The sequence below is a fragment of the Streptomyces sp. NPDC056373 genome, from assembly GCF_042262425.1.
Classification (GTDB): Bacteria; Actinomycetota; Actinomycetes; order Streptomycetales; family Streptomycetaceae; genus Streptomyces.
This window is the reverse complement of the sequence record NZ_JBHJPX010000013.1, coordinates 149,771-174,800: the sequence shown is the minus strand read 5'-3', so window position 1 is coordinate 174,800 and position 25,030 is coordinate 149,771. Positions and strand designations below refer to the sequence as shown.

The following is a 25,030-nucleotide window of genomic DNA, read 5'->3' as shown; positions in this document are numbered from 1 at the left end:
GGGTGCGGATCGGCCCCGCCGGCAGCAGCCTGAAGGCATGGCACCTCCCGCCGAGCACCCGCACGTCGTGGTCCACGCCCCCGCCCTGGACGGCTCCCGCCGGGTCACCCTCGGCGAGGAGCCGCTGGGCGTCGCCACGCACACCGATGACGTCGCCGAGTTCCTGCGGCTGGCCGACCTGTACGTCACGGACGTCGCCGACAGCGACCTCGTCGAGTGGCAGGGCGGCGGGCCGGACGACTGGCCGGGGCTGTCGGAACACCACGAGGCGTGAGCGCGTCTACGCCACCGGTCGTACAGCCCGTACGGAACCCTCAAATCAAGCTCTGAACCCGGCCCCGGGGGCTTCAACCGCCCCCGGGGCCGGGCACATTCTCGTCACACGGGCCCGTCGGCACGGGGGCGGCGGGCCCGGTACGGGGGTGAAGCCATGAGCGACGGTACGGCGGTCCGGCTGGAGCCGCACGAGATCGCACTGCTGGGGGAAGGCCCGCGGGCCGCCGTCACCGTCGCCGTGGTGGATCTGCATCTGCGGGGCCTGGTGGAGGCGGGCCTGCCGGGGACGATTCGGGCGCGTGTCGCGGACGCCGTGGAGGGGACTCAGCCGCCTTCTGCCCTCGCGGCCTCGGTGCGCACCTGCCTGCGCGAGCCGGCCGCCCCCAAGAGCCTGGTGAAGGACCCCGGCATCCGGCTCGCGGTGGCCCTCATGCGCATCCCGCTCGCGGAGGCGGGGCTGCTGCGCCGTCCAATGCTCGGGCCGACCCGCGCCGCCCGCCACCACGTCCGTGGCCTGCGGCGGGACCACCCCCTGCCGGCGAGCAGGCACGGCCTGACCGACCGTGACCGGCTGCTGCTGGTCGCCCTGCACGGCGAGGCGGCCCTGCGGCTGCTGGTGCCGCGCTTCGCCCTGCGGGCGGGTCTGGTGCGCCGGGCCGAGGTGGGCGGCGCGGCCCTCCTCAAGGACCGGCCACACAGTACGAACGGCGGTGGCGGCGCCTTCCTCTCCTGCGGCGGGGGCGGTGGAGGCGGCGACTGAGGTGATCCGCGCCCTTCGGAGGGCCGGGAACGCGTGAGGGGCGGCCCGTCCTCCCGGACGGGCCGCCCCTTGTGCCGCGCGGGTCTCAGACCTTCAGCGGTTTGATCGACGTCGGGGCATGGCCCGGCTCCGTGGCGACCTCCTCGAACTCCACGACGTTGCCGATGTCGTTGGTGGTCGACATGGAGATGTTGGTGACGCGCTCCAGGATCGCCTCGACGACGACCGGCACCCGGTGCTCCGCGGCCAGCTTCCTGGCCTGCTCGAAGGCGTCGCCCAGCTCGGCGGGGTCGGTGACGCGGATCGCCTTGCAGCCGAGGCCCTCGGCGACCTTCACGTGGTCGACGCCGTAGACGCCGAGCTCCGGCGAGTTGAGGTTCTCGAACTCCAGGTTGACCTGGAAGTCGATCTCGAACGCCCGCTGCGCCTGGCGGATCAGGCCCAGGTAGGAGTTGTTCACCAGGACGTGGACGTACGGGATGCGGTGCTGCGCGCCGACGGCCAGTTCCTCCAGCATGAACTGGAAGTCGTAGTCGCCGGAGAGGGCGACGACCGACGCCTCCGGATCGGCCTTGGCCACGCCCAGTGCGGCCGGGATGGTCCAGCCGAGCGGACCGGCCTGGCCGCAGTTGATCCAGTGCCGGGGCCGGTAGACATGCAGCATCTGCGCGCCGGCGATCTGCGAGAGGCCGATGGTGGAGACGTACCGGGTCTCCGGGCCGAAGGCCTTGTTCATCTCCTCGTAGACGCGCTGCGGCTTGATCGGGATGTCGTCGAAGTGCGTACGGCGCTGGAGGGTCGCCTTGCGCTCCTGGGCTGCCTCGGCCCATTCGGAACGGTCGGGCAGCCCGCCGGCCGCCTTCAGTTCGCGGGCGACCTCGACGAACAGCTCCAGGGCGGCCTTGGCGTCGGAGGCGATGCCGTAGTCCGGGGCGAAGATCCTGCCGATCTGGGTGGGCTCGATGTCGACGTGCACGAACGTCCGCCCGGCCGTGTAGACATCGAGCTTGCCGGTGTGTCGGTTGGCCCAGCGGTTGCCGATGCCGAGGACGAAGTCGGACTCCAGGAAGGTCGCGTTGCCGTAGCGGTGCGAGGTCTGAAGGCCGACCATGCCGGCGTTCAGCTCGTGGTCGTCGGGCAGCAGGCCCCAGCCCATCAGGGTCGGGACGACCGGAGTGCCCGTCAGTTCGGCGAACTCGACGAGGAGTTCGGCGGCATCCGCGTTGATGACGCCGCCGCCCGCGACGATCAGCGGCCGCTCGGACGCGTTCAGCATCCCGATCGCCTTCTCGATCTGGGCGCGGGACGCGGCGGGCTTGTAGACCGGGAGCGGCTCGTAGGTCTCCGGGTCGAACTCGATCTCCGTCAGCTGCACGTCGATCGGCAGGTCGATGAGGACCGGGCCGGGGCGGCCGGAGCGCATCAGGTGGAAGGCCTGCTGGAAGACGCCCGGGACCTGGGCGGCCTCCAGGACGGTGACGGCCATCTTGGTGACCGGCTTGGCGATGGAGGCGATGTCGACGGCCTGGAAGTCCTCCTTGTGGATCACGGCGGTCGGGGCCTGGCCCGTGATGCACAGGATCGGGATGGAGTCGCCGGTCGCGGAGTACAGCCCCGTGATCATGTCGGTGCCGGCCGGGCCCGAAGTCCCGATGCAGACGCCGATGTTGCCGGGGTGGGTGCGGGTGTAGCCCTCGGCCATGTGCGAGGCGCCCTCGACGTGCCGGGCGAGGGTGTGGGCGATGCCGCCCGAGGCTTTGAGCGCCGCGTAGAACGGGTTGATCGCCGCGCCGGGGACACCGAACGCGTCGGCGACGCCCTCGCGCTTGAGGATCTCAACTGCCGCGCGGGCAGCGGTCATTCGAGCCATCGAGTACTCCTGCTTCGGCTGTCGGATTCGCACTCCCGTCGCGCCCCGCGGTGAGCTCTTCCGTATTATGGAAACTATTTTCTACTATCTGGAATGAATGTATGCGGGGTGGCCGAAGGGCGTCAAGAGACGGAAAGCGCCGGACAGGGCGGGGCCCGAGGGAGCACGATGGGCACGCTGTCCCGATACGACACGGTTCTGGAGTGGCCATGGCCGAGACCGTCGCGGTGCGCTGCCCGGCCTGCCGCCGCGAGCACCGCTACACGGCACCGGCGTACCCCTGCGCCTGCGGTGCGCCGGTCGCCCCGCGGCTGGACCGGGACGGTACGGCGACACCCGTCGCGCACCGGGTCTGGCAGGAGGACTGGGTGACGGTGCGGTGCGGCTCCTGCGGGCGGCGCGGCGAGTGGCCGCGCCCGGAGGTGGGGTGTTCGTGCGGGGTGGTGCTGAGGGTGGCGGTGGTGGCGGAACGGGGTTCGACGGCGCCGGCCGCAGCGGGTGACGGGAGCGGAGCGGCAGCGCACCGGGACCCGGAGACCGACCAGGACGGCACGGCTGCCGCCCCGGAGCCGAAGACCGACCAGGACGGCACAGCCGACGGCACGGAGCCGAAGACCGACCAGGACGGCACGGCAGCCGCCCCGGAGCCGAAGACCGACCAGGACGGCACAGCCGACGGCACGGAGCCGAAGACCGACCAGAACGGCACAGCCGACGGCACGGCAGCCGACCGGGGCAACCGGCAGGACGCGGCCCACCAGCCCGGCCGGCCCGGCCGGAAGGGCTCGGCCGACCGGCACGGCACGCCCGGGACGCACGAGACGGCCCCCGGTCCGCGAGATGCCGCGGCCGTCGCCGCCGAGGCGCGTCCCGCCCGGCCCCCCTTCCTCTCCGTCACGATCCGCACCGCGCGCGACGCCGTCACGGCCACCGCCCTGTATCTGCGCTGGCTCGGCTACCGGGGCGTCCGCAGGGCGGACCAGCGCCCGCCCTCCGGCATCGGTCTCGCCGCCCGCGGTGTCGTCGCACAGGTCGACCCCGCCGTACGCCCCGCGACTCTCAGGGACGTCGAATGCCTGTGGCTGACCGCCATGACGGAGTCCGCGGACTGCCTCTACTTCTCCCTCGCCGGATACGCCGACGACGCCCGGGCCCGCGCCGACGCCCTGGGCGTCGCCCTGTTCGTCCTCGACCTCACCGGCACCCCGAGGCCGGTGAACGGCCCGGCCGAGACGCTGGCCGCCACCGGCGCCGGATAGCGGAAGACCCTGCCCCGGGCTCCACGGCCCCCACATACTCACCGCATGCGTATCCGCCTCGCCACCCGAGCTGAACTGCCGGCCCTCCAGGACATCGAACGGGCCGCCGCAGAGCCCTTCCGCACCCTCGGCATGCCGGAGATCGCGGACGACGAACCGCCCGCGCTCGACGAACTGGAGCGCTACCGCCGGACAGGCCGCTGCTGGGTCGCGGTGGACGAGGGGGACGAGGCGGACCTGCCGGCCGCCTACCTCCTCGCCGAACCCGTGGACGGTGCCCTGCACATCGAGCAGGTCTCGGTCCACCCGCGCGCCGCACGCCGGGGCGTGGGCCGCGCCCTGCTGGCCCACGCCGCCGACCGCGCCCGCGAGGAGGGCCTGACGGCCCTGACGCTGACCACCTTCACGGACGTCCCGTGGAACGCCCCGTACTACGCCCACCTCGGTTTCCGGCTCCTGCCCGAGGCGGCCCTCACGCCGGGCCTGCGCGCGATCCGCGCGGCGGAGGCGGCGCACGGCCTCGATCTCTGGCCGCGGGTGTGCATGCGCGCACCGCTGTGACCGGCGCGGCCGCGCCGCCCCTCAGCCGTCCGCTCCCCTCAGCCGTCCGCGAACCTCTCCCGCAGCTCCACCTTGCGGACCTTCCCGGACACCGTCATCGGGAAGGAGTCGAGGAGCCGCACCCGGGCCGGGACCTTGTAGTGCGCCAACCGCCCCTCGCAGAAGGCGCGGATCTCCTCCAGTGTCGGCGGGTCGTCCGGGTCGCGCGCGATGACGCAGGCCAGGACCTCCTCGCCGTAGCGCTCGTGCGGGACGCCGACGACCTGGACGTCCTGGATCTTGGCATGCCCGTAGAGGAACTCCTCGATCTCGCGGGGGTAGATGTTCTCCCCGCCCCGGATGATCATGTCCTTGATGCGGCCGACGATCTCGACGTAACCGTCCTCGCGCATCACGGCGAGGTCGCCGGTGTGCATCCAGCGGCCGGCGTCGACGGACTCGGCGGTCTTCTCCGGCTCGTTCCAGTAGCCGAGCATCACGCTGTAGCCGCGGGTGCACAACTCGCCCGCCGTGCCGCGGGGCCGGGTGACTCCCGTCGCCGGGTCGACGACCTTGACCTCGATGTGCGGCAGGACCCGGCCGACCGTGCCGGTGCGGTGCTCCAGGTCGTCGTCCCTGCGGGTCTGCAGGGACACCGGAGACGTCTCGGTCATGCCGTAGCAGATGGAGACCTCCGCCATGTGCATCTCGGCGACCACCCGCTTCATCACCTCCACCGGGCAGGGCGAGCCCGCCATGATGCCGGTGCGCAGTGAGGAGAGGTCGTAGGACGCGAAGTCGGGGAGGTTCAGCTCCGCGATGAACATGGTCGGGACGCCGTAGAGGGACGTGCAGCGTTCCCGCTGGACAGCGTCCAGGGTCGCCTTCGGGTCGAAGGACGGGGCGGGAATGACCATGCAGGCGCCGTGCGAGGTGGCGGCGAGATTGCCCATGACCATGCCGAAGCAGTGGTAGAAGGGCACCGGGATGCAGATCCGGTCCTGCTCGGTGTACGCGAGCGACTCCCCCACGAAATAGCCGTTGTTGAGGATGTTGTGGTGGGAGAGGGTCGCGCCCTTGGGGAAGCCCGTCGTGCCCGACGTGTACTGGATGTTGATCGGGTCGTCACAGGAGAGTTCCGCGTACACCGCGTCGGCCGTCGCCCGGGCGAGCAGCGCGTCCCAGCCCGGGTCGCCGAAATGGACCACCTCGCGCAACTCCGGCAGCGCGCCGCGGACCTGCTCGACCATCGACCGGTAGTCGCTCGCCTTGTGGCTCAGGGAGGCGAACAGCAGGGACACGCCCGCCTGCCTCAGGACGTACTCCACCTCGTGGGTGCGGTACGCCGGGTTGATGTTCACCATGATCGCGCCGATGCGGGCGGTGGCGTACTGGACGAGCACCCACTCGGGGCAGTTGACCGCCCAGATGCCCACCCGGTCGCCCTTGGCGACGCCGGAGGCGTGCAGGGCCGAGGCCAGTTCGCCGACCGCCGCGCCGAACTCGGCGTACGTCCAGCGCCGCCCCGACGGCACGTCGACCAGTGCCTCGCGGTCCGGCCACAGGGCGACGGCGCGGTCCAGGTCGGCCCCGATGGTGTCGCCGAGCAGCGCCGTCCCACTGGTGCCGTGGCTGTAGGAACTCACCGGAAGTCCTCCTCGCGGTACTCGGCGTCCGAGCCTGCCGCCGTGGCCTCACGCAGCTCGATCCGGCGGATCTTGCCGGAGACGGTCTTGGGCAGGTCGGCGAACTCCAGGCGGCGGATGCGCTTGTAGGGGGCCAGCACCTCGCGGGAGTGCTCGAACAGCACCTTGGCGGTGTCGGGACCGGGCTGCCAGCCCTCTGCCAGCACGACGTACGCCTTGGGGACGGCCAGTCGCAGCTCGTCCGGGGCGGGGACGACCGCCGCCTCGGCCACCGCCTCGTGTTCCAGCAGCGCGCTCTCCAGCTCGAACGGGCTGATCTTGTAGTCGGAGGCCTTGAAAACGTCGTCGCTCCGGCCGATGTAGGTCAGATATCCCTCGTCGTCCCTGGAGGCGACGTCTCCCGTGCGGTAGTAGCCGCCGGCCATCGCCTCGGCCGTCCGGTCCGCGTCGCCGTGGTAGCCGGTCATCAGGCCTACGGGGCGGTGGGACAGGTCGAGCGCGATCTCGCCCTCCGCCGCGCCCGGAGCGCCGGACACGGGGTCGAGGAGTTCGACGCGGTAACCGGGGCTCGGCCGGCCCATCGAGCCGGTCTTGAGCGGCTGGCCGGGGCTGTTGGCGACCTGGACGGCCGTCTCGGTCTGGCCGAAACCGTCCCGGATGGTGATGTTCCAGGCGCGGCGGACCTGCTCGATGACCTCCGGGTTGAGCGGCTCGCCCGCCGCGACGACCTCGCGGGGCGGGGTGCGCAGCTGCGTCAGGTCGGCCTGGATGAGCATGCGCCACACGGTCGGCGGGGCGCAGAAGGTGGTGACGCCGGCCCGGTCCATCTCGGTCATGAGACGGACGGCGTCGAAACGCGTGTAGTTGTGCAGGAAGACCGTCGCCTCGGCGTTCCACGGGGCGAAGAGATTGGACCAGGCGTGCTTGGCCCAGCCGGGTGAGGAGATGTTCAGGTGCACGTCGCCGGGTTTCAGGCCGATCCAGTACATGGTCGACAGATGGCCGATCGGGTACGACGTGTGGGTGTGCTCGACGAGTTTGGGCCGGGCCGTGGTGCCCGAGGTGAAGTAGAGCATCAGCGGGTCGTCGGCCCGGGTCGGGCCGTCGGGGGTGAAGCCGGCGGAGGCGCCGTGGGCGTCGTCCAGCGGCAGCCAGCCCTGCGGCACCGCGCCGGCGGCGCCCGCGGCGATGCGGGTGTAGTCGCCGGGGACCTCGGAGAACTTCCCGGTGTCCTCGGGGCGTGCGATGACGTGCCGGACCCGGCCGCGTTCGACTCGGTCGCGCAGGTCGGCGGGGCCGAGCAGCGGGGTGGCCGGAATGACCACCGCGCGCAGTTTCATCGCGGCGAGGGCGGTGATCCACAGTTCGGCCTGGTTGCCGAGCATGACGAGGATCCGGTCCTCGGCGCGCACGCCCCGCTCGCGCAGCCAGGTGGCGAACCGGTCCGACCGTACCGCCATCTCCGCGAAGGACAGCCGGGTCTCGCCGCCGTCCTCCTCGACGAGGTGCAGGGCGGTGCGGTCGTTGCCGTCGGCGATCACGTCGAACCAGTCGAGCGCCCAGTTGAAGTACTGGGGGCGTGGCCAGCGGAAGCCCTCGTAGGCGGTCGGGTAGTCCTCGCGGTGTTCGAGCAGGAAATCCCGCGCGTCGCGGAACAGCTCCGTCGCCGATGTCATCTGTCCTCCTGGGTGCCGGACCATTGCCGGGCGGCTCTGAGCCATCGTGTAATCCGTGATGCAGGTCTCACTACCCCCGAACGGGGGGTGCGCCCGCACAGGAGCCGTGACGAAGGGGCGGATCAGGTGACGACGGACGCGTCCGACGCGGTCGAGATACGCAACGCGCTGCTGCGTCTGCGGCGGGGCACCGGCCTTCCCGTCGCCTTCGGCGGCCTGCTGGAGGCCGGGCAGCAGATGCGCATCAGCGAACTGAGCGGCACGGCGACGTACGCCCTGCGCTCGCTGGTGGTGACGTCCGGCACCGGTCTCGGCGGCAAGACGGTGGCGCTGGCCCGGCCGTGCGTGGTGACGGACTACTCGGCGTCGCGGCAGATCAGCCACGAGTACGACGCCCCGGTGGCAGCGGAGGGGCTGCGCTCGGTGCTGGCGGTACCGGTGGTGGTGCGGCACCGGGTGCGCGGGGTGCTGTACGGGGCGCTGCGCACGTCCCTGCCGCTGGGCGGGCGGATGCTGGACGCGGCCCTGTGGGCGGCGCGGGACCTGGAGCGGGCCCTGGCCGTCCGGGACGAGGTCCGCACGCTCGCCGCCGGGGCCGGAGCGGGCCCGGGGTGGGAGCGGGTGCGGGAGGCGCACACGGCTCTGCGGGCGCTGGCGCCACGGATCGCGGACCCTCAGCTGCGTGCGGAGGTGCACGAGGTGTGTGCGCTGCTGACGGCCGATTCCGCCGGGCCGGCGCGGGTGGGGCTCGCACCGCGCGAGGTGGACGTGCTGGCGTGTGTGGCGGCGGGGGCGACGAACGCGGTCGCCGCGGAGCGGCTGGGCGTGACGCCGGAGACCGTCAAGGGGTATCTGCGGTCGGCCATGCGGAAGCTGCGGGCCCGCACCCGCGGCGAGGCCGTGGTCGCCGCACGCCGGGCGGGGTGGTTGCCATAGGTTTGTGGTACTTCATCCGATGCCCGCACGAGCGCTTCGCCGAGGGGCCCCGCGAGGGCGCGGGCCCCGCCTTCCGGGGCATTCGGGAGTCCGGAGAATTCTCCCGCCGTCACGTGTTGTTATTTCCCTCACGAGGTCGTCCCTCCGAAATTCAAAGAACCGTTGCCTAATATTGGCCAGGACACGACACAGGGAGGGGAGCGGTGACCGTACGACGGGACTTCCAGGAGCCTCCCAGGAGCCGCCCCGACCTGGTCATCGGCCGGGAGGATCTGTTCACCGCGGCACGTGAGCAGCTCGGCCGAGGGGGCAGTGTGCTGCTCCACGGCCCCGCCGGAATTGGAAAGTCGACGGTGCTGCGGGCGCTGGCCGCGGATTACGGCGGTGCGGACCGGACGGTGTTGCGGTGCTCGGCGACCGAGTCGGAATCCCACCTGCCCTTCCTGGCCCTGGCCGACCTGTTCGGACTGGTCCTGGACGACGTGTCCGGTGCGCTGCCCGGCGCCCAGCGCACCGCCCTGGAGTCGGCGCTCACCGGCCGCGGCGAGTCCACGCTCCAGCGGGACGGACTCGCGCTGCGCCTGGCGGTGCTGTCGGCGCTGCGCGTCCTCGCGGCGAAGGGCCCGGTGCTGGTGGTCGCCGACGACCTCCAGTGGCTGGACGCCGCCAGTGCGGAACTGCTCGGTTTCGCGGCCCGCCGGCTGGGTGACACGCCCGTGCAGATGCTGTGCGCGGTGCGGACCGAGGGCCAGGAGTACGACCGGCACCTGCCCGCGTCCCCGCCCGACACGCTCGCCGTCCGGCTGGGGCCGCTGACCCGCGCGCAGGTCTCGGCGCTGCTCGACCACCGCGGCTACACGCCCCTGTCCCGCTCCACGATCCGCGACATCCACCGCACCAGCGGCGGAAATCCGCTCTTCGCGCTGGAGCTGGGCCGGGCGCTGGCCGAGAGCCCGGCCCGGCCCCGGCCGGGCGAGCCGCTGCCCGTGCCCACCTCGCTGCGGGCCCTGGTGCTGAGCCGGCTGGAGATGCTGTCCGACGAGGCGCGCCGCACCCTGCTCGTCGCCAGCGCCGGTGCCCGTCCCACGCTGGCGCTGCTGCACGCGGCCGGGCGGGAGCACGCCGAGGCCGAGACGGCCCAGGCCGCGGCCCTGGGCCTGCTGGCCACGGACCCCGAGGCGCCGGCCCTGCGGTTCGCGCACCCCCTGATCTCGGCCGCCCTCTACGCGGAGGCCCCGGCGCAGGAGCGGCGCGCCGTGCACGCCGCGCTGTCCACGGCTGCCTCCGACCCCATCGAGCGGGCCCGGCACCTGGCCCTGGCGACCACCGGCACCGACCCGGACGTCGCGGCCCGGCTCGCCGAGGCCGGTGCGCTGGCCCGGGACCGCGGGGCTCCCTCGGTGGCCGCCTCGCTCGGGCTGCTGTCCGCCCGCCACACCCCGGCGGACAGCGCCCCCGGCCCCGACGAGCGGCGTCTGCTGGCCGCCGAGGACGCGATCACCGCCGGCGAGGCCGATCTCGCCCGGGACATCGCCCGCGACGTCCTGACGCGCGCCACCGTGCCCGCCGAGCGGGTCCGGGCCTGGATGGTGGTCATCGAGGCCGCCGGGCAGGCCCTCGGCGACGTCGACGCCGTCTTCCCGCAGGTCCTGGCCGACGCGGGCGACGACCCGTGCCTGCTCGCCCAGGTCCACTACCAGCTGGCCTGGCGCGGCCTGGTCGTCGAGGGCGACTTCGCCGAGGCCCGCCAGGAGGCCGCGCACGCGGCGGAGCTGGCCGCCCGGGGCGGGGACCGGCGCACCGAGCTGATGTCGCTGTCCTTCCAGGCCTCCACCGAGACCCTGATGGGCCACCCGGACGCCCCCATGACCGTCAAACGGGCCCTGAAGGAACCCCAGGACCCGTACGTGGCCTGCCACCACAACGGCGCCGGGTCGGCCCGCTTCCGCTGGCTGATCATGAGCGACCAGCTGCCCGAGGCGCGGGCGACCATCACCGCGCTGCTGCGCGAGGTGCGCCGGCGCGGCATGGTCGAGAGCGAGGTGCACTTCCTGCGCTTCCTCGCCGACACGGAACTGCGCTCCGGGCACTGCGGCCGGGCTCTGGACCTGGCCCGCGAGAGCCTGCGGCTGGCCCGGGACTCCGGGATCGGCGAGGGTGCCTCGGCCATGCTGGCCTCCCTCGCGGAGGCCTCGGCCGGGGACGTCGACCGGGCCCTGGCCCTGGCCCGCGAGGCGGCCGACCACGCCGAGGTCGACGGCGACCAGATGTACCTGTCGCGGGCGCTGGCGGCGCTGGGCTACGCGCAGTTGGTGGCCGGCGACCCGGCCGCCACCGTCCGTTCGCTGCGCCGGGTGCGGGAGCTGGAGCAGGGGCTCGGCATCAACGACCCCGGGCGCGGGCGCTGGCACGGTGACCTCGCCGAGGCCCTGGTGCGCATCGGGGAGCCGGGCGAGGCCCAGGACGTCATCGACACCACCCGGGCGCACGCGCTGCGGCTGGGCCGGCAGAGCGTGCTGGCGGTCCTGGACCGGGCCGAGGCCCTGGTGCGGGCGGCACGCGGCGAACACGAGGCCGCCGTCGTCCGGTTGACGTCCGTGCAGGACCGGCTCGGCCGGCTCGGGTACGGGCTGGAGGAGGCCCGGGCCGCCTTCGCCCTGGCTCGCCTGCGCGCCCAGGCCGCCGCCTCCCCCCGCGCCGGCGCCAGGCCTCTGCCGGGGCTGGTGTCGTACGACGAGGCGGCGCGGCTGTTCCGGCGCTGCCGCGCGCTGCCCTGGCTGCGGCAGGTCGACGCCGCCGCCACGGCCGGCCCCACGGCGGTGGAACCGGCCGCCGCCCCGCCCGTGGCCCTGGACGCGCTGGAGGGGCTCGCCGCGATGGAGCGTCAGGTCGCCTCCCTGGTGATGGAGGGCGCGACCAACCGGGAGATCGCGGCCCGCCTGTTCATCAGCGTCAAGACGGTCGAGGCGACCCTCACCCGGGTCTACCGCAAGCTCGGCATCCGCTCCCGGGTGGACATCGTCCGGCTGGCGGCAGGCCGCCGGACGACCTGACCCCACCTGGGTTTACGGCGCCGCACCGAGGGTTATCCCTGCCCAACTCCCTTAGGGGGTTCCCTCATTGGGAGCTCCCTCGTCCTGGCTCTAGCTTTGGGGCGTGCCGCTCGCCGGGCACACGGAGATCCGAACAAAGGTGTCAGGGTCCCCGTCCTCACCACCCGCGCGACCCCCCACCGGCAACTCCCCAAGGAGACCCATGTTCGGGCTCAATGCTGCCAGGAAGGCCGCCGCCGTCGTCGCGGCGACCGCCGCCGCCGCCACGACCGCGCTGCTCGCCGCCCCCACGGCCGTCGCCGCGCCCCAGCCGATCGTCGGGGGCACCACGACCACGACGTCCGCGTACCCGTTCGTCATGCAGATCACGGACGCTTCGCAGAACCAGTTCTGCGGCGGCACGCTGGTCTCGCCCACGAAGGTCGTCACCGCCGCGCACTGCATGGTCGGTGAGACCACGAGCAGCGTGCGCGTCGTCGGTGGCCGCACCTATCTCAACGGCACCAACGGCACGGTCAGCAGAGTCAGCAAGATATGGATCCACCCGAGCTACACCGACGCCACCAACGGTGACGACGTCGCCGTGCTGACGCTGTCGACGTCGATGCCGTACACCACGGCGAAATACGTCTCCGCCTCCCAGACCTCGGTGTACGCGGCCGGCACCACCGCCCGCATCCTCGGCTGGGGCACCACCGCCTCGAACGGCAGCTCCTCCAACCAGCTGCGCACCGCGACCGTACCGACCGTGTCCGACTCCAGCTGTGGGAGCTCCTACGGCTCCGACTACGTGAAGAGCGACATGGTGTGCGCCGGATACACCTCCGGCGGCGTGGACACCTGCCAGGGCGACAGCGGCGGCCCCCTGCTCATCGGGGGCGTCCTGGCAGGCATCACTTCCTGGGGCGAAGGCTGTGCCCAGGCCGGTTACCCGGGTGTCTACACCCGGCTGACCACCTTCTCCAACCTGGTCACGACGCAGGTCAACTCGTGACCGGCGACTAGCTCCTGAGTATCCCTCAGGTGATTGACCGGGGGGCGTTGCGGGCCTCCACGAGCGGCCCGCAACGCCCCCTATCCATGTCCCGGGACGGACTCAGGTGCTTGAATGGGCGACGATGGGAGTGATGCCCGTGGTCTCCGCCGACCGTGTCCTGGCCTTCGCCGTGATGTCGCTGCTGGTCATCGTCATTCCAGGGCCCAGCGTGCTGTTCGTCATCGGCCGGGCCCTCGCGCACGGCCGCCGCACCGCCGTGGCGACCGCCCTCGGCAACGTCCTCGGTTCCTACCTGCTCGTGGTCGCGGTCGCGTTCGGTGTGGGTTCGCTGGTCGAGCAGTCGGTGACGGTGTACCTGACGGTGAAGCTGGCGGGCGCCGCCTATCTCGTCTTCCTGGGCGTCCAGGCGTACCGCCACCGCAAGGAGCTCAAGGCGTCACAGATCACGGCCCGGCCGACGGGACCGGCCCGGGGCGATCTGCGGACGCTCCTGGACGGCGTCCTCGTCGGTGTCACCAACCCCAAGGGCATCGTCTTCTTCGCCGCCGTCCTCCCCCAGTTCGTGGATAACACGGCAGGCCACGTCCCGGTGCAGATGCTGCTGCTGGGCCTGGTGCCGATCTCGATCGGCCTGGTCACGGACACGGTATGGGGCCTCACCGCGTCGGCCGCCCGCACCTGGTTCGCGCGCTCCGACCGCCGCCTGTCGCTGATCGGCGGGGCGGGCGGGTGCGCGATGATCGGCCTCGGTCTCACGGTGGCGGTGACGGGCCGGGCGGACTGAACGGCCCACTGAAGCGCCGCCGGGTCACTTCCGCACCGCGCCGAACCGGATGTCGTACGACGACTGCGGGTGCATGACGCGCAGCATGCGCTCGGCCTCGGCGGTGACCTCGTCCCGTTGCCCCCGGGTGAGGCGTTCGAAGGGCTCGATCGTCAGCACGTCCTCCTCCAGCCGCCACAGCCCCGCGAGGAAGCCGTCGACGAGGAGCGTGCAGTAGGCCATGTTGCCCTTCCACGAGCGGCCCCGGTGCTCGGGTGGGATCACACGGCTGCGGTCGGCGTGCGAGAGCAGCAGGTTGTCGAACTCCGGGAGGAAGCGCGGCGGTGCCGGGGTGTCCGGATCGGGGCGGGGCGCTTTTGGGAGGTCGAAGAGTTCGACGCCGCTGTCGTCCCGGAAGGTCACCAGCCGCGGGCGGAGGCGTTCGAAGGCGTCGCGCAGGCGTGTCATGCCGGCCCAGGCCTGCATGTCCTTCACGGAGGCGGGGCCGAAGGCGGCGAGATAGCGCAGGACGACCGCGTCGGGCGTCGGGGCCGGCTGTGCGGGCCGGCCGAGCCAGTGTTCGGCGGTGGTGAGACTGACCTGGCCGCTGCGCCCCCACAGACCGCGTGGGGTCACCTGCACCAGCGGGAGGCGGCAGCGGGCGGCGACGGCCAGGGCCTGCGGATCGGCGTCGGGCCACTCCTCGAGCAGGGCCTCGCGCAGCTGCCCCATGGTGCGGGGGCCGGATTCGACGAGGTCGCGGGCGATTCCGGCCAGCCGGTCCAGGTCGACCCCGGCCAGTCCTTTGCGGAAGGTGACGAGCTCCCGGTCGCGGGCGGGTTGCACCAGCGGGCGCAGGGTGAGGCAGTCGTCCGCGGTGTGGGTGTGGATCGTGGAGCGCATCGTGACGATCCGGACGGCCTCGCGGTCGGCCATCAGCCGGGACAACGCCTCGGGGGCGAATCCGTCGAGGCGGGCGGCGAGCGCGTAGTACGGCGGTTTGACGTTCTGCGCCTGGAGCCCGAGCAGGTGCTCGACGGCGGCCGCGACGGAGAGCCGGGCGGGGCGCAGGAGCAACTGCCGGTCGAGGGTCGCGCGGTTGAGGGCACGCGTGTCGAGCAGGGGTGCCGTGCCGGTGACGCTCCGCTTGGTGTTCGCCATGTGAGGCACGGTAGCGGGACTTGCGGACAGCTTCTGGCCGCGACCGACGGGTCCGTCCGGACAGGCCCGTCCGCGTGGGCCCGTCCGCGTGGGTCGCGGGGCCGCCACCTCGTCGGCGGGCGGCTGCCGATGAAGGGCGATCCGGCGCCGCGCGGACGTCGCCGACTTCCTGCACGAGGCTGCCCACGACCCCGGCTGGATCCACCGCGACACCGTCATCACGGACCGACGACGCCCGGGCGGGTCGTTACGCCCGCCGCGTCACCGGGTACTCAGCAGTGCGTTCCCTGAACCCGCACCACACGCTCCACCCGGGAGATCCGATGCTTCGACTTCCACCCCGACCAGAACCCGCCGGATCCCATGAGTGACAGCACCGCACGGACGGTGGAGGGCATGGAACGTGGCACGGACCCGGCACGGCCGGCTCTGATCGTGATCGACATGATCAACACCTACGACCACGAGGACGCCGAGCTCCTCGTGCCGTCCGTGGAGCCGGTCGTGCCCGTCCTGACGGAGCTGCTGGGCCGGGCCCGCGAGGCGGACGTTCCCGTGATCTACGTGAACGACAACTTCGGCCTGTGGCGTTCGCACCACGGTGAGCTGCTGGACGCGGCCCTCTCCCAGCCCAACGCCCACCTGATCGAGCCCGTCCGGCCCGACGACCGGTCGTTGTTCGTGATGAAGGCCCGCCACTCGGTCTTCTTCGAGACGCCCCTGTCCTACCTGCTGTGGAGCCTGGACGTCGGACACGTGGTACTGACCGGCCAGGTCACCGAGCAGTGCGTCCTGTACTCCGCGCTGGACGCGCACATCCGTCACCTGGAGGTGACGGTCCCGAGGGACGCGGTCGCCTCCATCCATCCCCACCTGGCCTCCGCGGCCCTGGAGATGATGGAGCGCAACATGGGCGCCCGGATCACCACGGCGAAGGAGACCGAGTTCCCGCCCCGTGAGGCCTGAGGCACGTGTGACGTGGCGGTCGCGTCGGACTCAGCCGCAGCGGCGGCCGGAGTTGATGCAGCCGACGGCCCGTTTCATCAGTCGTTCGGGCATCGCGTTGATGAAGTCGCCGTGGTCGGTGATGGGCTTGTGCAGTGACTCGGGGAAGCTGTCCACGGCGAAGGCCCGGCTGCCCGCCAGACCACGGTAGGTCAGGCGCTGGACGAGCTGCGGGACCGCCTTGAAGCCGGCCGGGCACCTCCCCCGGGCGTCGGCGAAGGCGACGTGGCCGCGGTGGTCGGCGCTGTCGGTGTTCCGGCCGTCCCAGCAGCTCTGGAAACGCTCGGTGCGGACCAGCTCGCTGCCCGCCGGGCAGATCGGGTACTTGTCCTTGAGCTGGACGCGGTTCTCGAAGCCGGTGCAGGACCAGGCCGCGTTGGCGTTGGCTCCTCCGTTGGCGTTGGCCTTCGCGTCACCGGTGATGATGCGCAGGAAGCGCGGCATGGCGACCACCTTGGTGGTGGGGCTGCCGACGAAGGTGAGGCTCGCGGACGTGGGGGTGAGGATCTTGCCGACGTTGCCCTCGGCTCCACCGCCGGGTGAGCCCGCGTCCGCCTTCTCGACTCCGCGCCGGTCGCGCAGCACCGGCCAGTAGTAGGTCGACCGGTCGCCGTCGGTGCAGGTGGTGCGGGCCGCGGCGAGGCTGTCGTCGGTGGTCAAGGCGTCGACACCGACGGCGCCGACGTAGTCGTGGGTGTGGTGGGCGCCGTTGCCCACGCCGGGAGCGACGATCACGTTGTCGGAGTTGTGCCGCCCCTCCGCGTTGACACCGCAGCGGGTCTTGAAGGCGCCCTTGGAGGCGTTGCGGTTGCCGCGGGGCGGGGCGGGGACGTTGCGGGCGGCCTTGGTGATGTCCACGAAGTCCGCGCGCACCGGCCCGTTGCCGGCGGCCGGCGACGGCTTCACCCCTTGCCCGGACAGGGGTGCGGCGGAGCGGGTGGTGGCGCGCGGGGCGTCGGTCGCGTTGGCCTGCACATTGACCAACGCGAGTCCGACACCGCCCGCTGCCAGCCCGGCGGCCAGGATGATCGCGTTGCGGCGTGTGCGGTTGCGCCGGTGTCCCTGGTTCATGGTGACCTTTCCGTTCCTGTGTCAGGTGTGACCACCGTGACGGCTGGGACGGAGGGCGGTCGACCGGTTCCGAGTGGCGTCACCATCGCGTAAGAACTGGCGCGACCGGGCCGGCCCCGCCGGTCAGCGGTGCTCGGGGTTGTCCGCGCCCGGGCGGCAGCCGGCGTCCCACTGCGACCGCTGGTTGCCGTGGGCGGGAACCCCTCCGGCGCGCTTCAGCAGGGCCCCGACGTGCATCAGGTTCCAGGTCATGAAACTGGTGTTGCGGTTGGTGAAGTCGTTCTCCGGGCCGCCCGAGTCCGGGTCCAGGTACGACGGTCCGGGGCCGGCCGCGCCGATCCAGCCGGCGTCCGCCTGGGGCGGGATCGTGTAGCCGAGGTGCTGGAGGCTGTAGAGGACGTTCATCGCGCAGTGCTTGATGCCGTCCTCGTTGCCGGTGATGAGGCACCCCCCGACACGACCGTAGTAGGCGTACTGCCCTTGGGAGTTGAGCAGTGAGGAGCAGGCGTAGAGGCGCTCGACGACCTGCTTGGTGACGGAGCTGTTGTCACCCAGCCAGATCGGCCCGGCCAGGACCAGGATGTCCGCCGCCATGACCTTCTCGAACAGCGCCGGCCAGACGTCCGAGGCGAAGCCGTGCTCGGTCATGTCCGGGTGGACGCCCGTTGCGATGTCGTGGTCGACGGCGCGGATCAGTTCCGTGGTCACCCCCGCGCCGTCCATGATCGACCGGCTCTTGTCGATCAGACCCTGGGTGTGGCTGCGCTGCGGGGACGGCTTGAGGGTGCAGTTGATGTAGAGGGCGGTCAGGTCGTCGAAGCGGTGGGCCGCATCGGATGCGGAGGGTGCTGTCATGGGGGCCAGGGTCTCGCAAGAAGTCCCTTTTGCCGGGCTTCGGCGCACCGCGCACGTCTTACGGAGTCATGACGTACGGCCCTGCTGGGGCGGGGCGGCGGCGGTGAGCACCTAGCGTGCCCGTATGCGCGTACTGGTCACCGGCGGTGCCGGGTTCATCGGGTCCCATGTGGTCGCCGCCCTGCGGGAGCGGGGGCACGAGGCGATCGTGTTCGACGTGCGGGAGGATCCCGCGGCCGACGTGCGGGACCCCGCGGCGGTGGGCCGCGCCCTGGCCGGTGTGGACGCCGTGTGCCACCAGGCCGCGAAGGTCGGGCTCGGCGACGGGGTCGCCGACGCGGCGGACTACGTCTCGGACAACGACCTGGGAACGGCCGTGCTGCTCGCGGTCATGGCGGAGGCGGGAGTACGCACCCTCGTGCTCGCCGGGTCGATGGTCGTGTACGGGGAGGGGCGGTACGTGTGCGCCCGGCACGGGGTGGTCAGGCCCGGACCGCGGGCCGTCGCCGCCCTGGAGGCGGGCCGGTACGAGCCCGCCTGCCCGGAGTGCGGGCAGGACCTCTCCCCCGGGCTGGTCCGCGAGGACGCCGCGGCCGATCCGCGCAACGTGTACGCGACGACCAAGCTCGCCCAGGAGCATCTGGCCGCCGCCTGGGCCCGCTGCACGGGCGGTTCCGCGGTGTCGCTGCGCTACCACAACGTGTACGGGCCGGGCATGCCCCGGGACACCCCCTACGCCGGTGTCGCTTCGTTCTTCCGCTCCGCGCTCGCGAGGGGCGAGGCCCCCCGGGTCTTCGAGGACGGGCGGCAGCGCAGGGACTTCGTGCACGTGCGGGACGTGGCGGCGGCGAACGCCGTGGCGCTGGAGGCGGACACCGCGGTCCCCGGCACGCTCACCGCCTACAACACCGGCAGCGGAGACCCGCACACCGTGGGCGAGATGGCCCGGGCCCTGGCCGCCGCGTACGGCGGGCCCGAGCCGGTCGTCACGGGTGAGTACCGGCTCGGGGACGTCCGGCACATCACCGCCGACTCGTCCCGGCTGCGTGCGGAGCTGGGCTGGAAGCCGGAGACCGGCTTCGAGGAGGGCATGCGGGAGTTCGCCCGGGCAGGGATGCGCGAGGGATAGACCCGCGGGGTTCAGCACGCGGCTCCCCCGGGGGGGCGCGAAGGACAGGGCCGACGGGTGCGGCCGCCCCCCAGGTCTGCCTCGCCCGCAGGGGCACGCGCGAGGCAGACCTCGGCGACCTCGGCCGTCTTCAGGACGCGGCGGCCGGCAGCACCACCTCGAAACGGCACCCGCCGGGGATGTTGCGTACGCCGGTCCGGCCCTGGTGGGCCTCCACGATGCCGCGGACGATGGCGAGGCCCAGGCCCGCGCCCGCCGGGGGCGTCCGGGCGTGGGTGCCGCGCCAGCCGGTGTCGAAGACGCGCGGCAGGTCCTCCTCGGGGATGCCGCCGCAGGCGTCCGTCACGGACAGGACGACGCCCTCGGGCGAACGCTCGGCGGCGATGGCGACCGTGCCGTCGGCCGGGGTCCGGCGGATGGCGTTGACCAGCAGGTTGCCCAGCACCCGGCTCATCTCCTTGCCGTCCACCTCCACCGGCACCGGCTCGATACGGCCGCCCACCAGCCGCACCCCGTACTCGCGGGCGAGGGGGTCGACGCCGGCGAGGGCGTCACCGACGAGGTCGTACAGGGAGATCCGGGTGGGCGTCAGCGCCAGGGCCCCGGCGTGGATGCGGGAGAGCTCGAAGAGGTCGCCGACCATGTCGTTGAGGCGTTCGACCTCGGTGCGCATCTGCCGGAGATAGCGGTTGGGGTCGGCGGCGACGCCGTCCTCAAGGGCCTCCGACATGGCACGCAGACCGGCCAGCGGAGTGCGCAGGTCGTGCGAGATCCAGGCGACGAGTTCACGGCGGGACGCCTCCAGGGCGCGTTCCCGCTCCCTGGACTCGGCCAGCCTGGCGCTGGTGGCCGCGAGCTCTCGGCTCACCGCGGCGAGTTCGGCGGTGGCGGGCCCGTCGGGTGCGGCGAAGTCCCCGCCGTCCCCGAAGGAACGCGCGGCCACGGCGAGTTCACGGCTGCGGGCGACGACCCACCGGCCCAGCAGCAGGGCGGTGGCCAGCGAGACGACGGCCGCCATGGCGACGACCGTGGTGACGACGGTCAGATCGTGCGCCGACAGGAACATCGCCCAGGCCACGGCGAGCGTGCCGGCGAGCATCGCGACGACACCGACCGCCGCCACCACGGCGAGGGAGACGGTCAGCGAACGGCGGCGGATCAGGCGCAGCACGCCCGCTCCCACCAGCCCCGTCGCGGCGGCACCGGCGAAGGCGTACAGGGCGATCAGGACGGTGTCGTTCACGGTCGGTCGCCCCTGTCACCGAGGGCACCCGGCCCACCGGGTTCACCGGGTTCACCGGATTCACCGGGTCCGACGGGTCCGTCGGGTTCACCGGGTTCGAAGCGGTAGCCCACGCCCCAGACGGTCTGGATCAGGCGGGGCCGGGCCGGATCGTCCTCGACCTTGCCGCGCAGGCGGCGGACATGGACCGTGACGGTCGACAGGTCACCGAAGTCCCACCCCCAGACCTCGCGCATCAGGTCCTCGCGGCCGAACGCCCGCCCCGGGTGCCGCAGGAAGAAGGAGAGCAGGTCGAACTCGCGGAGCGTGAGGGCGAGTTCGGTGCCGTTCTTGGTGGCCCGGCGGGCGGCCGGCTCCACGGTCAGGCCGGCCGCTCCCAGTCGGCCCCCCGTGGCCGCGGGGCGGCTGCGGCGCAGCACCGACTCCACGCGCAGGACGAGTTCGCGAGGACTGAAGGGCTTGGTGACGTAGTCGTCGGCGCCGACCTCGAGGCCCAGGATGCGGTCGTCCTCGTCGCCGCGGGCGGTGAGCATGATGACGGGCACGGGCCCCTGCCCACGGATCCGCCGGCACACCTCCAGACCGTCCATGCCGGGCAGCATCAGGTCGAGGACCACCAGGTCGGGGCGGTGCGCCGCGGCGCGGGTGAGGGCGGCCGGGCCGTCGTCGGCGCGGTCGACGCTGTAACCGGCGCGGTCCAGGTACCCGGCCACGACCTCGGCGACGGTCGGATCGTCGTCCACGACCAGGATCCTGGGGGGCCCGTCCTCGGTCCTGAGGGGCTCGTACGGCTGCTGTTGCATGTCTCCAGCCTGGCACCGCGCCGCCGTCGGCGGGGGTACGGGTACCGCCCTGGCCGCCGACGTCCGCGTTTCGTAAGGACAGGTGGTCCGGTATGCCCGATTCGCGTTCGTAGGGTGAAGCCGTGACGACGACACCTTCGGACGTCGACGTGGTGCTGCCCTGCCTGAACGAGGCCGAGGCCCTTCCCTGGGTGCTCGAACGGATTCCGCCGGGCTGGCGCGCACTCGTCGTCGACAACGGTTCCACTGACGGTTCGGCCGAGGTCGCCCGAGCGGGGGGCGCGACCGTGTTGCACGAGCCCCGGCGGGGCTTCGGCGCGGCCTGCCACGCCGGGCTGACGGCCGCCACCGCGGAGGTGGTGTGCTTCTGCGACTGCGACGCCTCCCTCGCCCCCGCTCTCCTGGTCCCCTTCGTGCGCGAAGTGCTCGACGGACGGGCCGACCTGGTACTCGGGCGGCGGCGTCCGCAGGGGCGGGGAGCGTGGCCGCCTCATGCCCGGGCCGGCAATGTCGCGCTGGCGCGGATGCTGCGCCGGCGCACCGGGCTGCGCCTGCGCGACCTCGGCCCCCTGCGTGCCGCCCGCCGTGAGCCGCTGCTCGCGCTCGGCCTCACCGACCGGCGCAGCGGCTACCCGCTCCAGATGGTGGTCCGCGCGGCCGACGCGGGATGGCGGATCGAGGAGCACGACGTGCCGTATCTGCCGCGCGCGGGCGCCTCGAAGGTGACCGGCACGTGGCGCGGTACGTGGCAGGCCGTGAGGGACATGAGCCGCGTGCTGGCCGAACCCCCGGCCCACGGCACCCCGCGGCACGGCACCCCGGCCGGCGAAACCCCGTCGCACGGCACCCCGGCGCGCGAAACCTCGGCCCACGAAGCCTCCGAGCAGGAAAGGGGAACCGTCCGTTGACCACGCTCCTCGTCATCGCCAAGGAGCCGCGGCCGGGCCGGGTGAAGACCCGGCTCACGCCACCGTTCACACCTCAGCAGGCGGCCGCACTGGCCGAAGCGGCCCTCGCGGACACCCTGCACGCCGTGGCCGCCGCGCCCGCCACCCGGCGTGTCCTCGTGCTCGACGGGGCCCCCGGCCCCTGGCTGCCGCCCGGCTTCGACGTCGTGGCGCAGGGTGCGGGCCGTCTGGACGAGCGGCTCGCGCAGGCCTTCGCACGCTGCACCGGACCGGCCCTGCTCGTCGGCATGGACACCCCGCAGGTGACCCCGGAACTGCTCACCGTGGACTTCACCGGCTGCGACGCCTGGTTCGGCCCGGCCGAGGACGGCGGCTTCTGGGCCCTCGGCCTGGCGTGTCCGGACCCCGCTCTGCTGCGGGGCGTGCCCATGTCGACACCGGTGACGGGTGCCGTACAGCGAGGACGGCTCGTCGCGGCCGGCCTGCGGGTGCGCGACCTGCCGCCCCTGCGCGATGTCGACACCGCCCCCGACGCCCACGCGGTGGCCGCGCTGGCCCCAACGGGGCGCTTCGCAGCGCGGCTCGCCCGGTGCACGCCGGCCGGACCGCCCGACACGGCGCCGCCGGCCGGGCCGCCCGACACCGCGCCGCCCCTGACCCGGCCGTCCGCCGCGCCGGGCGCCACCGCGCCGCCCTCGTCGACGGCCGGTCCTCGATGAGCGCCCCGCCCGCCACCGCCCCCGCCTGGTCCGACGCCGGTCCGTACGACGCCGCTCTGCGGGCCGGCCGCGGCCCCCTGTTCCTGCGGCGCCCGGACGGCCGGCTGCTGCCGCTGGACGTGGAACGCTGGTGCGCCCGGGCCGACGCGGTCGACCGGGATGTGCTGGACCGGTGCGAGGGGGCCGTGCTGGACGTGGGGTGCGGGCCCGGACGGCTCGTGGCGGAACTGGCCGCCCGGGGCCGGACCGCCCTCGGGATCGACGTCAGCGGGGCCGCGGTGGAGCACAGCGTCCGGCTCGGAGGCCGGGCGCTGCGGCGCTCCGTCTTCGCGCCCCTGCCCGGTGCGGGCCGCTGGGACACCGTGCTGCTCATGGACGGGAACATCGGCATCGGCGGCGACCCGTGTGCCCTGCTGCGGCGGGTCGCGGAGCTCCTGCGGCCCGGCGGCCTGCTGATCGTCGAGACCGCCCCGGCGGACGTCGACGAACGCCTGGACGTCCACATCACCGATGCCCACGCCGCCTACGGCGCCCCGTTCCCCTGGGCCCGGCTCGGCACCCGCGCGCTGCTGCGGCACGCGCGGGACTGGGAGCGGGCCGGTCAGTGGACAGCCGGCGGACGGCGTTTCGCCGCCCTGCGCAGTCGCAGCAGCCGCACCACCAGCAGCAGCGCCGAGCCACCGAAGAGGACGGCGGTGATCAGCAGCCAGCGCGTGAGGAACACCTCCGGCGGCAGGCCGGTGGCGGACCGGTAGCGCGCCTCCACCATGGAGCTGATCAGCGGGAACCACACGAGGAGCAGCAGCCCGGAGAGGGCGGCCGGTACGCGTACGTACATCGCCCACTCCCGGCGGCGGGCCCCCTCGAGCCCTCGTACCACCGCCCGGTCCGCCGCCGCGTACAGCGGCAGCAGGACGAGGTCGTGCAGCAGAGCGGCGCCCACGACCCACAGGGCCACGCCGAACCAGTCGCCGGCCAGCAGGCGCACACCCGCGTAAGCCGCGAGAGCGAACGAGCAGGACAGCAGAAGGAGTTGCAGGGGACTGCCGATGACCAGACGCCCCCGCGTCGCGAGGCTCCCCATCACTGGGCTCCGAACGTCATCCGGGCCACCCACTTGGTGTTCAGCACACCGGGCGCCGCGGGCACGATGACCCGCGCCGGGTGGCCGTGGTCGGGGGACAGTTCCTCACCGTTGACGTACAGGGCGAGCAGGGAACGCGGGTCGGCCACCTGGTTGGCGCGCAGCGCGGCCCTGCGGAAGGCACCGTGCCGCTGGAGGGACTCGACGAACACGTCCGGCGGATCGTCCTCGTATCCGACGAGGGCCGCGAGATCACGCAGCCGCACCCCGCGCCACCACTGGTCAGGCGTGGACCAGCCCTCCACGCAGGCGATGGGCAACGCCGAGCTGTACAAGGGGAGTTCCGCGAGCTGGGTCCGGCTGAGGCGGACCGTTCCGGTACGTCCCGTCACGACGAGCCGCCAGGCGTCCTCGGCCGCTTCGGCCGGGTCGATCCCGGCGTACGCGGCGGTCTTGTTGATCTGGAAGCCGTTCGGGCCGGTGCCTGGTTCACCACCGCCGTGCGGGGCGAGGAGGGCGGTGCGCCGCAGCGGGCCGCCGAAGTTCTGCCCCACGGTCGTGACGAACAGCAGCAGCGAACCGCCCCCGACGAACCACAGGGCGCCCCGCCGGGAAACGGTCGGCTCGGCGGGGCGCGGGGAGACCAGGTCGTTCCTCTCCTCCCGCAGCCGCCGCACACTGCGCAGCGCGGTGGGCGTCTTCAGCAGGGCGTGGGCCACGAAGGCGGCGAAGAACACCCAGGCGCCGTAGAAGTGCAGGGGGTAGAACGAGCCCGGGAAGACGTAGTCGAGCTGGACGTTGAGGACGCCGGTCACGAACTCGAAGAGCCCGCCGCCGACCAGCAGCAGCAGCGAGATCCGCTCCAGGGCGTGCGCGAGCGAGCGGGCCGGCGGCAGGGCGAACAGCCTCGGCACGACGGACCACAGCTTGGCGAGCAGGACGGGGATCAGGGTGATGCCGAGGGTGACGTGGACGCCCTGGTTGAGCCGGTACAGCCAGTGCGGGTCCGTCGGCCAGGCGAACAGGTACAAGCCGAGGATCCCCTTGTCCGGGGTCTTGTCGTTGACCGGCGACAGGTCCGGGTTGTAGGCGGCGTAGGAGAGGAGTCCCGTCACGAACAGCACCGTGATGCCGGCCAGGAGGACCAGGCCCAGCACCGAGGTGAACCAGGGGCCTCGCAGGGGGCTGCGCCAGAAGCCGGGGGACGTGGGGAGCCGCGGATCGCGTGGATCGTCTCGCATGAGCCGACGGTAGGCCGCGCACACCCCGCGAAAGG

Annotated in this window: 22 protein-coding genes; 13 read left to right on the top strand and 9 right to left on the bottom strand. The window is 73.0% G+C overall.

The window, feature by feature from the left end:
* Nucleotides 1–37 precede the first annotated feature (37 nt).
* A complete protein-coding gene (locus ACFCXS_RS27465; RefSeq protein WP_376646006.1) occupies nucleotides 38–274 on the top strand; it encodes a hypothetical protein in 237 nt (78 codons plus the stop codon).
* A gap of 156 nt (nucleotides 275–430) precedes the next feature.
* Nucleotides 431–1,036 carry a TIGR04222 domain-containing membrane protein gene (locus tag ACFCXS_RS27460; protein WP_376646005.1) on the top strand — a complete coding sequence of 202 codons (606 nt, stop codon included), beginning with the start codon at nucleotides 431–433 and terminating at the stop codon, nucleotides 1,034–1,036.
* 85 nt (nucleotides 1,037–1,121) lie between these two features.
* Here the strand turns inward: ACFCXS_RS27460 and gcl are convergent, their stop codons facing one another.
* Nucleotides 1,122–2,906, bottom strand: a complete 1,785-nt coding sequence (gene gcl, locus ACFCXS_RS27455; protein WP_376646004.1) for a glyoxylate carboligase — start codon at nucleotides 2,904–2,906, stop codon at nucleotides 1,122–1,124.
* A 209-nt stretch (nucleotides 2,907–3,115) separates the two neighbouring features.
* Between gcl and ACFCXS_RS27450 the strand changes: the two genes are divergently transcribed.
* Both ACFCXS_RS27450 and ACFCXS_RS27445 read left to right on the top strand, forming a co-directional pair.
* On the top strand, nucleotides 3,116–4,165 hold the full coding sequence (locus ACFCXS_RS27450) for a hypothetical protein (RefSeq protein WP_376646003.1): 1,050 nt from the start codon (nucleotides 3,116–3,118) through the stop codon (nucleotides 4,163–4,165).
* A gap of 45 nt (nucleotides 4,166–4,210) precedes the next feature.
* Nucleotides 4,211–4,726, top strand: coding sequence for a GNAT family N-acetyltransferase (locus tag ACFCXS_RS27445; protein WP_376646002.1), 516 nt, complete (start codon nucleotides 4,211–4,213; stop codon nucleotides 4,724–4,726).
* A gap of 38 nt (nucleotides 4,727–4,764) precedes the next feature.
* Here the strand turns inward: ACFCXS_RS27445 and ACFCXS_RS27440 are convergent, their stop codons facing one another.
* Both ACFCXS_RS27440 and ACFCXS_RS27435 read right to left on the bottom strand, forming a co-directional pair.
* Nucleotides 4,765–6,351 (bottom strand): AMP-binding protein, encoded by a 1,587-nt coding sequence (locus ACFCXS_RS27440; RefSeq protein ID WP_376646001.1) that lies wholly within the window; start codon nucleotides 6,349–6,351, stop codon nucleotides 4,765–4,767.
* Complete coding sequence (locus ACFCXS_RS27435) at nucleotides 6,348–8,027, bottom strand: AMP-binding protein (protein WP_376646000.1); 1,680 nt, start codon at nucleotides 8,025–8,027, stop codon at nucleotides 6,348–6,350. Before ACFCXS_RS27435 ends, ACFCXS_RS27440 begins: the two co-directional genes overlap by 4 nt.
* Before the next feature lie 126 nt (nucleotides 8,028–8,153).
* Between ACFCXS_RS27435 and ACFCXS_RS27430 the strand changes: the two genes are divergently transcribed.
* The 4 genes from ACFCXS_RS27430 (at nucleotide 8,154) to ACFCXS_RS27415 (ending at nucleotide 13,797) form a co-directional block, all read left to right on the top strand.
* Nucleotides 8,154–8,963, top strand: coding sequence for a response regulator transcription factor (locus ACFCXS_RS27430; RefSeq protein ID WP_376645999.1), 810 nt, complete (start codon nucleotides 8,154–8,156; stop codon nucleotides 8,961–8,963).
* A gap of 203 nt (nucleotides 8,964–9,166) precedes the next feature.
* Nucleotides 9,167–12,016, top strand: coding sequence for an AAA family ATPase (locus tag ACFCXS_RS27425; RefSeq protein WP_376645998.1), 2,850 nt, complete (start codon nucleotides 9,167–9,169; stop codon nucleotides 12,014–12,016).
* Nucleotides 12,017–12,218: 202 nt separating this feature from the next.
* Nucleotides 12,219–13,010, top strand: a complete 792-nt coding sequence (locus ACFCXS_RS27420) for a trypsin-like serine protease (RefSeq protein WP_376645997.1) — start codon at nucleotides 12,219–12,221, stop codon at nucleotides 13,008–13,010.
* 139 nt (nucleotides 13,011–13,149) lie between these two features.
* The gene (locus ACFCXS_RS27415) at nucleotides 13,150–13,797 is read left to right on the top strand and encodes a LysE family translocator (protein WP_376646088.1); all 648 of its coding nucleotides are present in this window, start codon (nucleotides 13,150–13,152) and stop codon (nucleotides 13,795–13,797) included.
* A gap of 24 nt (nucleotides 13,798–13,821) precedes the next feature.
* On the opposite strand, the gene ACFCXS_RS27410 is transcribed toward ACFCXS_RS27415, so the two are convergent.
* Nucleotides 13,822–14,937: a winged helix DNA-binding domain-containing protein gene (locus ACFCXS_RS27410; protein ID WP_376645996.1), complete on the bottom strand. Its 1,116-nt coding sequence runs from the start codon at nucleotides 14,935–14,937 to the stop codon at nucleotides 13,822–13,824.
* Between the two features lie 396 nt (nucleotides 14,938–15,333).
* On the opposite strand from ACFCXS_RS27410, the gene ACFCXS_RS27405 reads away from it, so the two are divergent.
* On the top strand, nucleotides 15,334–15,903 hold the full coding sequence (locus ACFCXS_RS27405) for an isochorismatase family cysteine hydrolase (protein WP_376645995.1): 570 nt from the start codon (nucleotides 15,334–15,336) through the stop codon (nucleotides 15,901–15,903).
* A gap of 30 nt (nucleotides 15,904–15,933) precedes the next feature.
* Here ACFCXS_RS27405 and ACFCXS_RS27400 read toward each other — a convergent pair whose 3' ends face one another.
* Both ACFCXS_RS27400 and ACFCXS_RS27395 read right to left on the bottom strand, forming a co-directional pair.
* A complete protein-coding gene (locus ACFCXS_RS27400; protein WP_376645994.1) occupies nucleotides 15,934–17,013 on the bottom strand; it encodes a DUF1996 domain-containing protein in 1,080 nt (359 codons plus the stop codon).
* Between the two features lie 123 nt (nucleotides 17,014–17,136).
* Nucleotides 17,137–17,868 (bottom strand): flavodoxin family protein, encoded by a 732-nt coding sequence (locus ACFCXS_RS27395; protein ID WP_376645993.1) that lies wholly within the window; start codon nucleotides 17,866–17,868, stop codon nucleotides 17,137–17,139.
* A 124-nt stretch (nucleotides 17,869–17,992) separates the two neighbouring features.
* Between ACFCXS_RS27395 and ACFCXS_RS27390 the strand changes: the two genes are divergently transcribed.
* On the top strand, nucleotides 17,993–18,997 hold the full coding sequence (locus ACFCXS_RS27390) for an NAD-dependent epimerase/dehydratase family protein (RefSeq protein ID WP_376645992.1): 1,005 nt from the start codon (nucleotides 17,993–17,995) through the stop codon (nucleotides 18,995–18,997).
* Between the two features lie 130 nt (nucleotides 18,998–19,127).
* Here the strand turns inward: ACFCXS_RS27390 and ACFCXS_RS27385 are convergent, their stop codons facing one another.
* Together ACFCXS_RS27385 and ACFCXS_RS27380 are read right to left on the bottom strand one after the other, a co-directional pair.
* Entirely contained in the window at nucleotides 19,128–20,240 is a 1,113-nt protein-coding gene (locus ACFCXS_RS27385; RefSeq protein ID WP_376645991.1) for a sensor histidine kinase, read from the bottom strand.
* Complete coding sequence (locus tag ACFCXS_RS27380; protein ID WP_376645990.1) at nucleotides 20,237–21,043, bottom strand: response regulator transcription factor; 807 nt, start codon at nucleotides 21,041–21,043, stop codon at nucleotides 20,237–20,239. The genes ACFCXS_RS27385 and ACFCXS_RS27380 overlap by 4 nt, the downstream gene beginning before the upstream one ends.
* A gap of 122 nt (nucleotides 21,044–21,165) precedes the next feature.
* Between ACFCXS_RS27380 and ACFCXS_RS27375 the strand changes: the two genes are divergently transcribed.
* From ACFCXS_RS27375 to ACFCXS_RS27365, 3 genes are read left to right on the top strand one after another with little or no spacing between them, the layout of a single operon-like run.
* Nucleotides 21,166–21,951, top strand: coding sequence for a glycosyltransferase family 2 protein (locus tag ACFCXS_RS27375; RefSeq protein WP_376645989.1), 786 nt, complete (start codon nucleotides 21,166–21,168; stop codon nucleotides 21,949–21,951).
* Complete coding sequence (locus tag ACFCXS_RS27370; RefSeq protein WP_376645988.1) at nucleotides 21,948–22,670, top strand: DUF2064 domain-containing protein; 723 nt, start codon at nucleotides 21,948–21,950, stop codon at nucleotides 22,668–22,670. The genes ACFCXS_RS27375 and ACFCXS_RS27370 overlap by 4 nt, the downstream gene beginning before the upstream one ends.
* On the top strand, nucleotides 22,667–23,425 hold the full coding sequence (locus tag ACFCXS_RS27365; protein ID WP_376645987.1) for a class I SAM-dependent methyltransferase: 759 nt from the start codon (nucleotides 22,667–22,669) through the stop codon (nucleotides 23,423–23,425). The genes ACFCXS_RS27370 and ACFCXS_RS27365 overlap by 4 nt, the downstream gene beginning before the upstream one ends.
* A gap of 328 nt (nucleotides 23,426–23,753) precedes the next feature.
* Here ACFCXS_RS27365 and ACFCXS_RS27360 read toward each other — a convergent pair whose 3' ends face one another.
* The gene (locus tag ACFCXS_RS27360) at nucleotides 23,754–24,995 is read right to left on the bottom strand and encodes a molybdopterin-dependent oxidoreductase (protein WP_376645986.1); all 1,242 of its coding nucleotides are present in this window, start codon (nucleotides 24,993–24,995) and stop codon (nucleotides 23,754–23,756) included.
* Nucleotides 24,996–25,030 lie beyond the last annotated feature (35 nt).

What these genes read in the sequence shown, in the direction of transcription:
- ACFCXS_RS27395 (WP_376645993.1), bottom strand. Translation starts at nt 17,868, where the DNA reads ATGACAGCACCCTCCGCATCCGATGCGGCCCACCGCTTCGACGACCTG.
- ACFCXS_RS27445 (WP_376646002.1), top strand. Translation starts at nt 4,211, where the DNA reads ATGCGTATCCGCCTCGCCACCCGAGCTGAACTGCCGGCCCTCCAGGAC.
- ACFCXS_RS27460 (WP_376646005.1), top strand. Translation starts at nt 431, where the DNA reads ATGAGCGACGGTACGGCGGTCCGGCTGGAGCCGCACGAGATCGCACTG.
- ACFCXS_RS27405 (WP_376645995.1), top strand. Translation starts at nt 15,334, where the DNA reads ATGGAACGTGGCACGGACCCGGCACGGCCGGCTCTGATCGTGATCGAC.
- ACFCXS_RS27450 (WP_376646003.1), top strand. Translation starts at nt 3,116, where the DNA reads ATGGCCGAGACCGTCGCGGTGCGCTGCCCGGCCTGCCGCCGCGAGCAC.
- ACFCXS_RS27410 (WP_376645996.1), bottom strand. Translation starts at nt 14,937, where the DNA reads ATGGCGAACACCAAGCGGAGCGTCACCGGCACGGCACCCCTGCTCGAC.
- ACFCXS_RS27365 (WP_376645987.1), top strand. Translation starts at nt 22,667, where the DNA reads ATGAGCGCCCCGCCCGCCACCGCCCCCGCCTGGTCCGACGCCGGTCCG.
- ACFCXS_RS27390 (WP_376645992.1), top strand. Translation starts at nt 17,993, where the DNA reads ATGCGCGTACTGGTCACCGGCGGTGCCGGGTTCATCGGGTCCCATGTG.
- ACFCXS_RS27380 (WP_376645990.1), bottom strand. Translation starts at nt 21,043, where the DNA reads ATGCAACAGCAGCCGTACGAGCCCCTCAGGACCGAGGACGGGCCCCCC.
- ACFCXS_RS27360 (WP_376645986.1), bottom strand. Translation starts at nt 24,995, where the DNA reads ATGCGAGACGATCCACGCGATCCGCGGCTCCCCACGTCCCCCGGCTTC.
- ACFCXS_RS27435 (WP_376646000.1), bottom strand. Translation starts at nt 8,027, where the DNA reads ATGACATCGGCGACGGAGCTGTTCCGCGACGCGCGGGATTTCCTGCTC.
- ACFCXS_RS27420 (WP_376645997.1), top strand. Translation starts at nt 12,219, where the DNA reads ATGTTCGGGCTCAATGCTGCCAGGAAGGCCGCCGCCGTCGTCGCGGCG.
- ACFCXS_RS27400 (WP_376645994.1), bottom strand. Translation starts at nt 17,013, where the DNA reads ATGAACCAGGGACACCGGCGCAACCGCACACGCCGCAACGCGATCATC.
- ACFCXS_RS27465 (WP_376646006.1), top strand. Translation starts at nt 38, where the DNA reads ATGGCACCTCCCGCCGAGCACCCGCACGTCGTGGTCCACGCCCCCGCC.
- gcl (WP_376646004.1), bottom strand. Translation starts at nt 2,906, where the DNA reads ATGGCTCGAATGACCGCTGCCCGCGCGGCAGTTGAGATCCTCAAGCGC.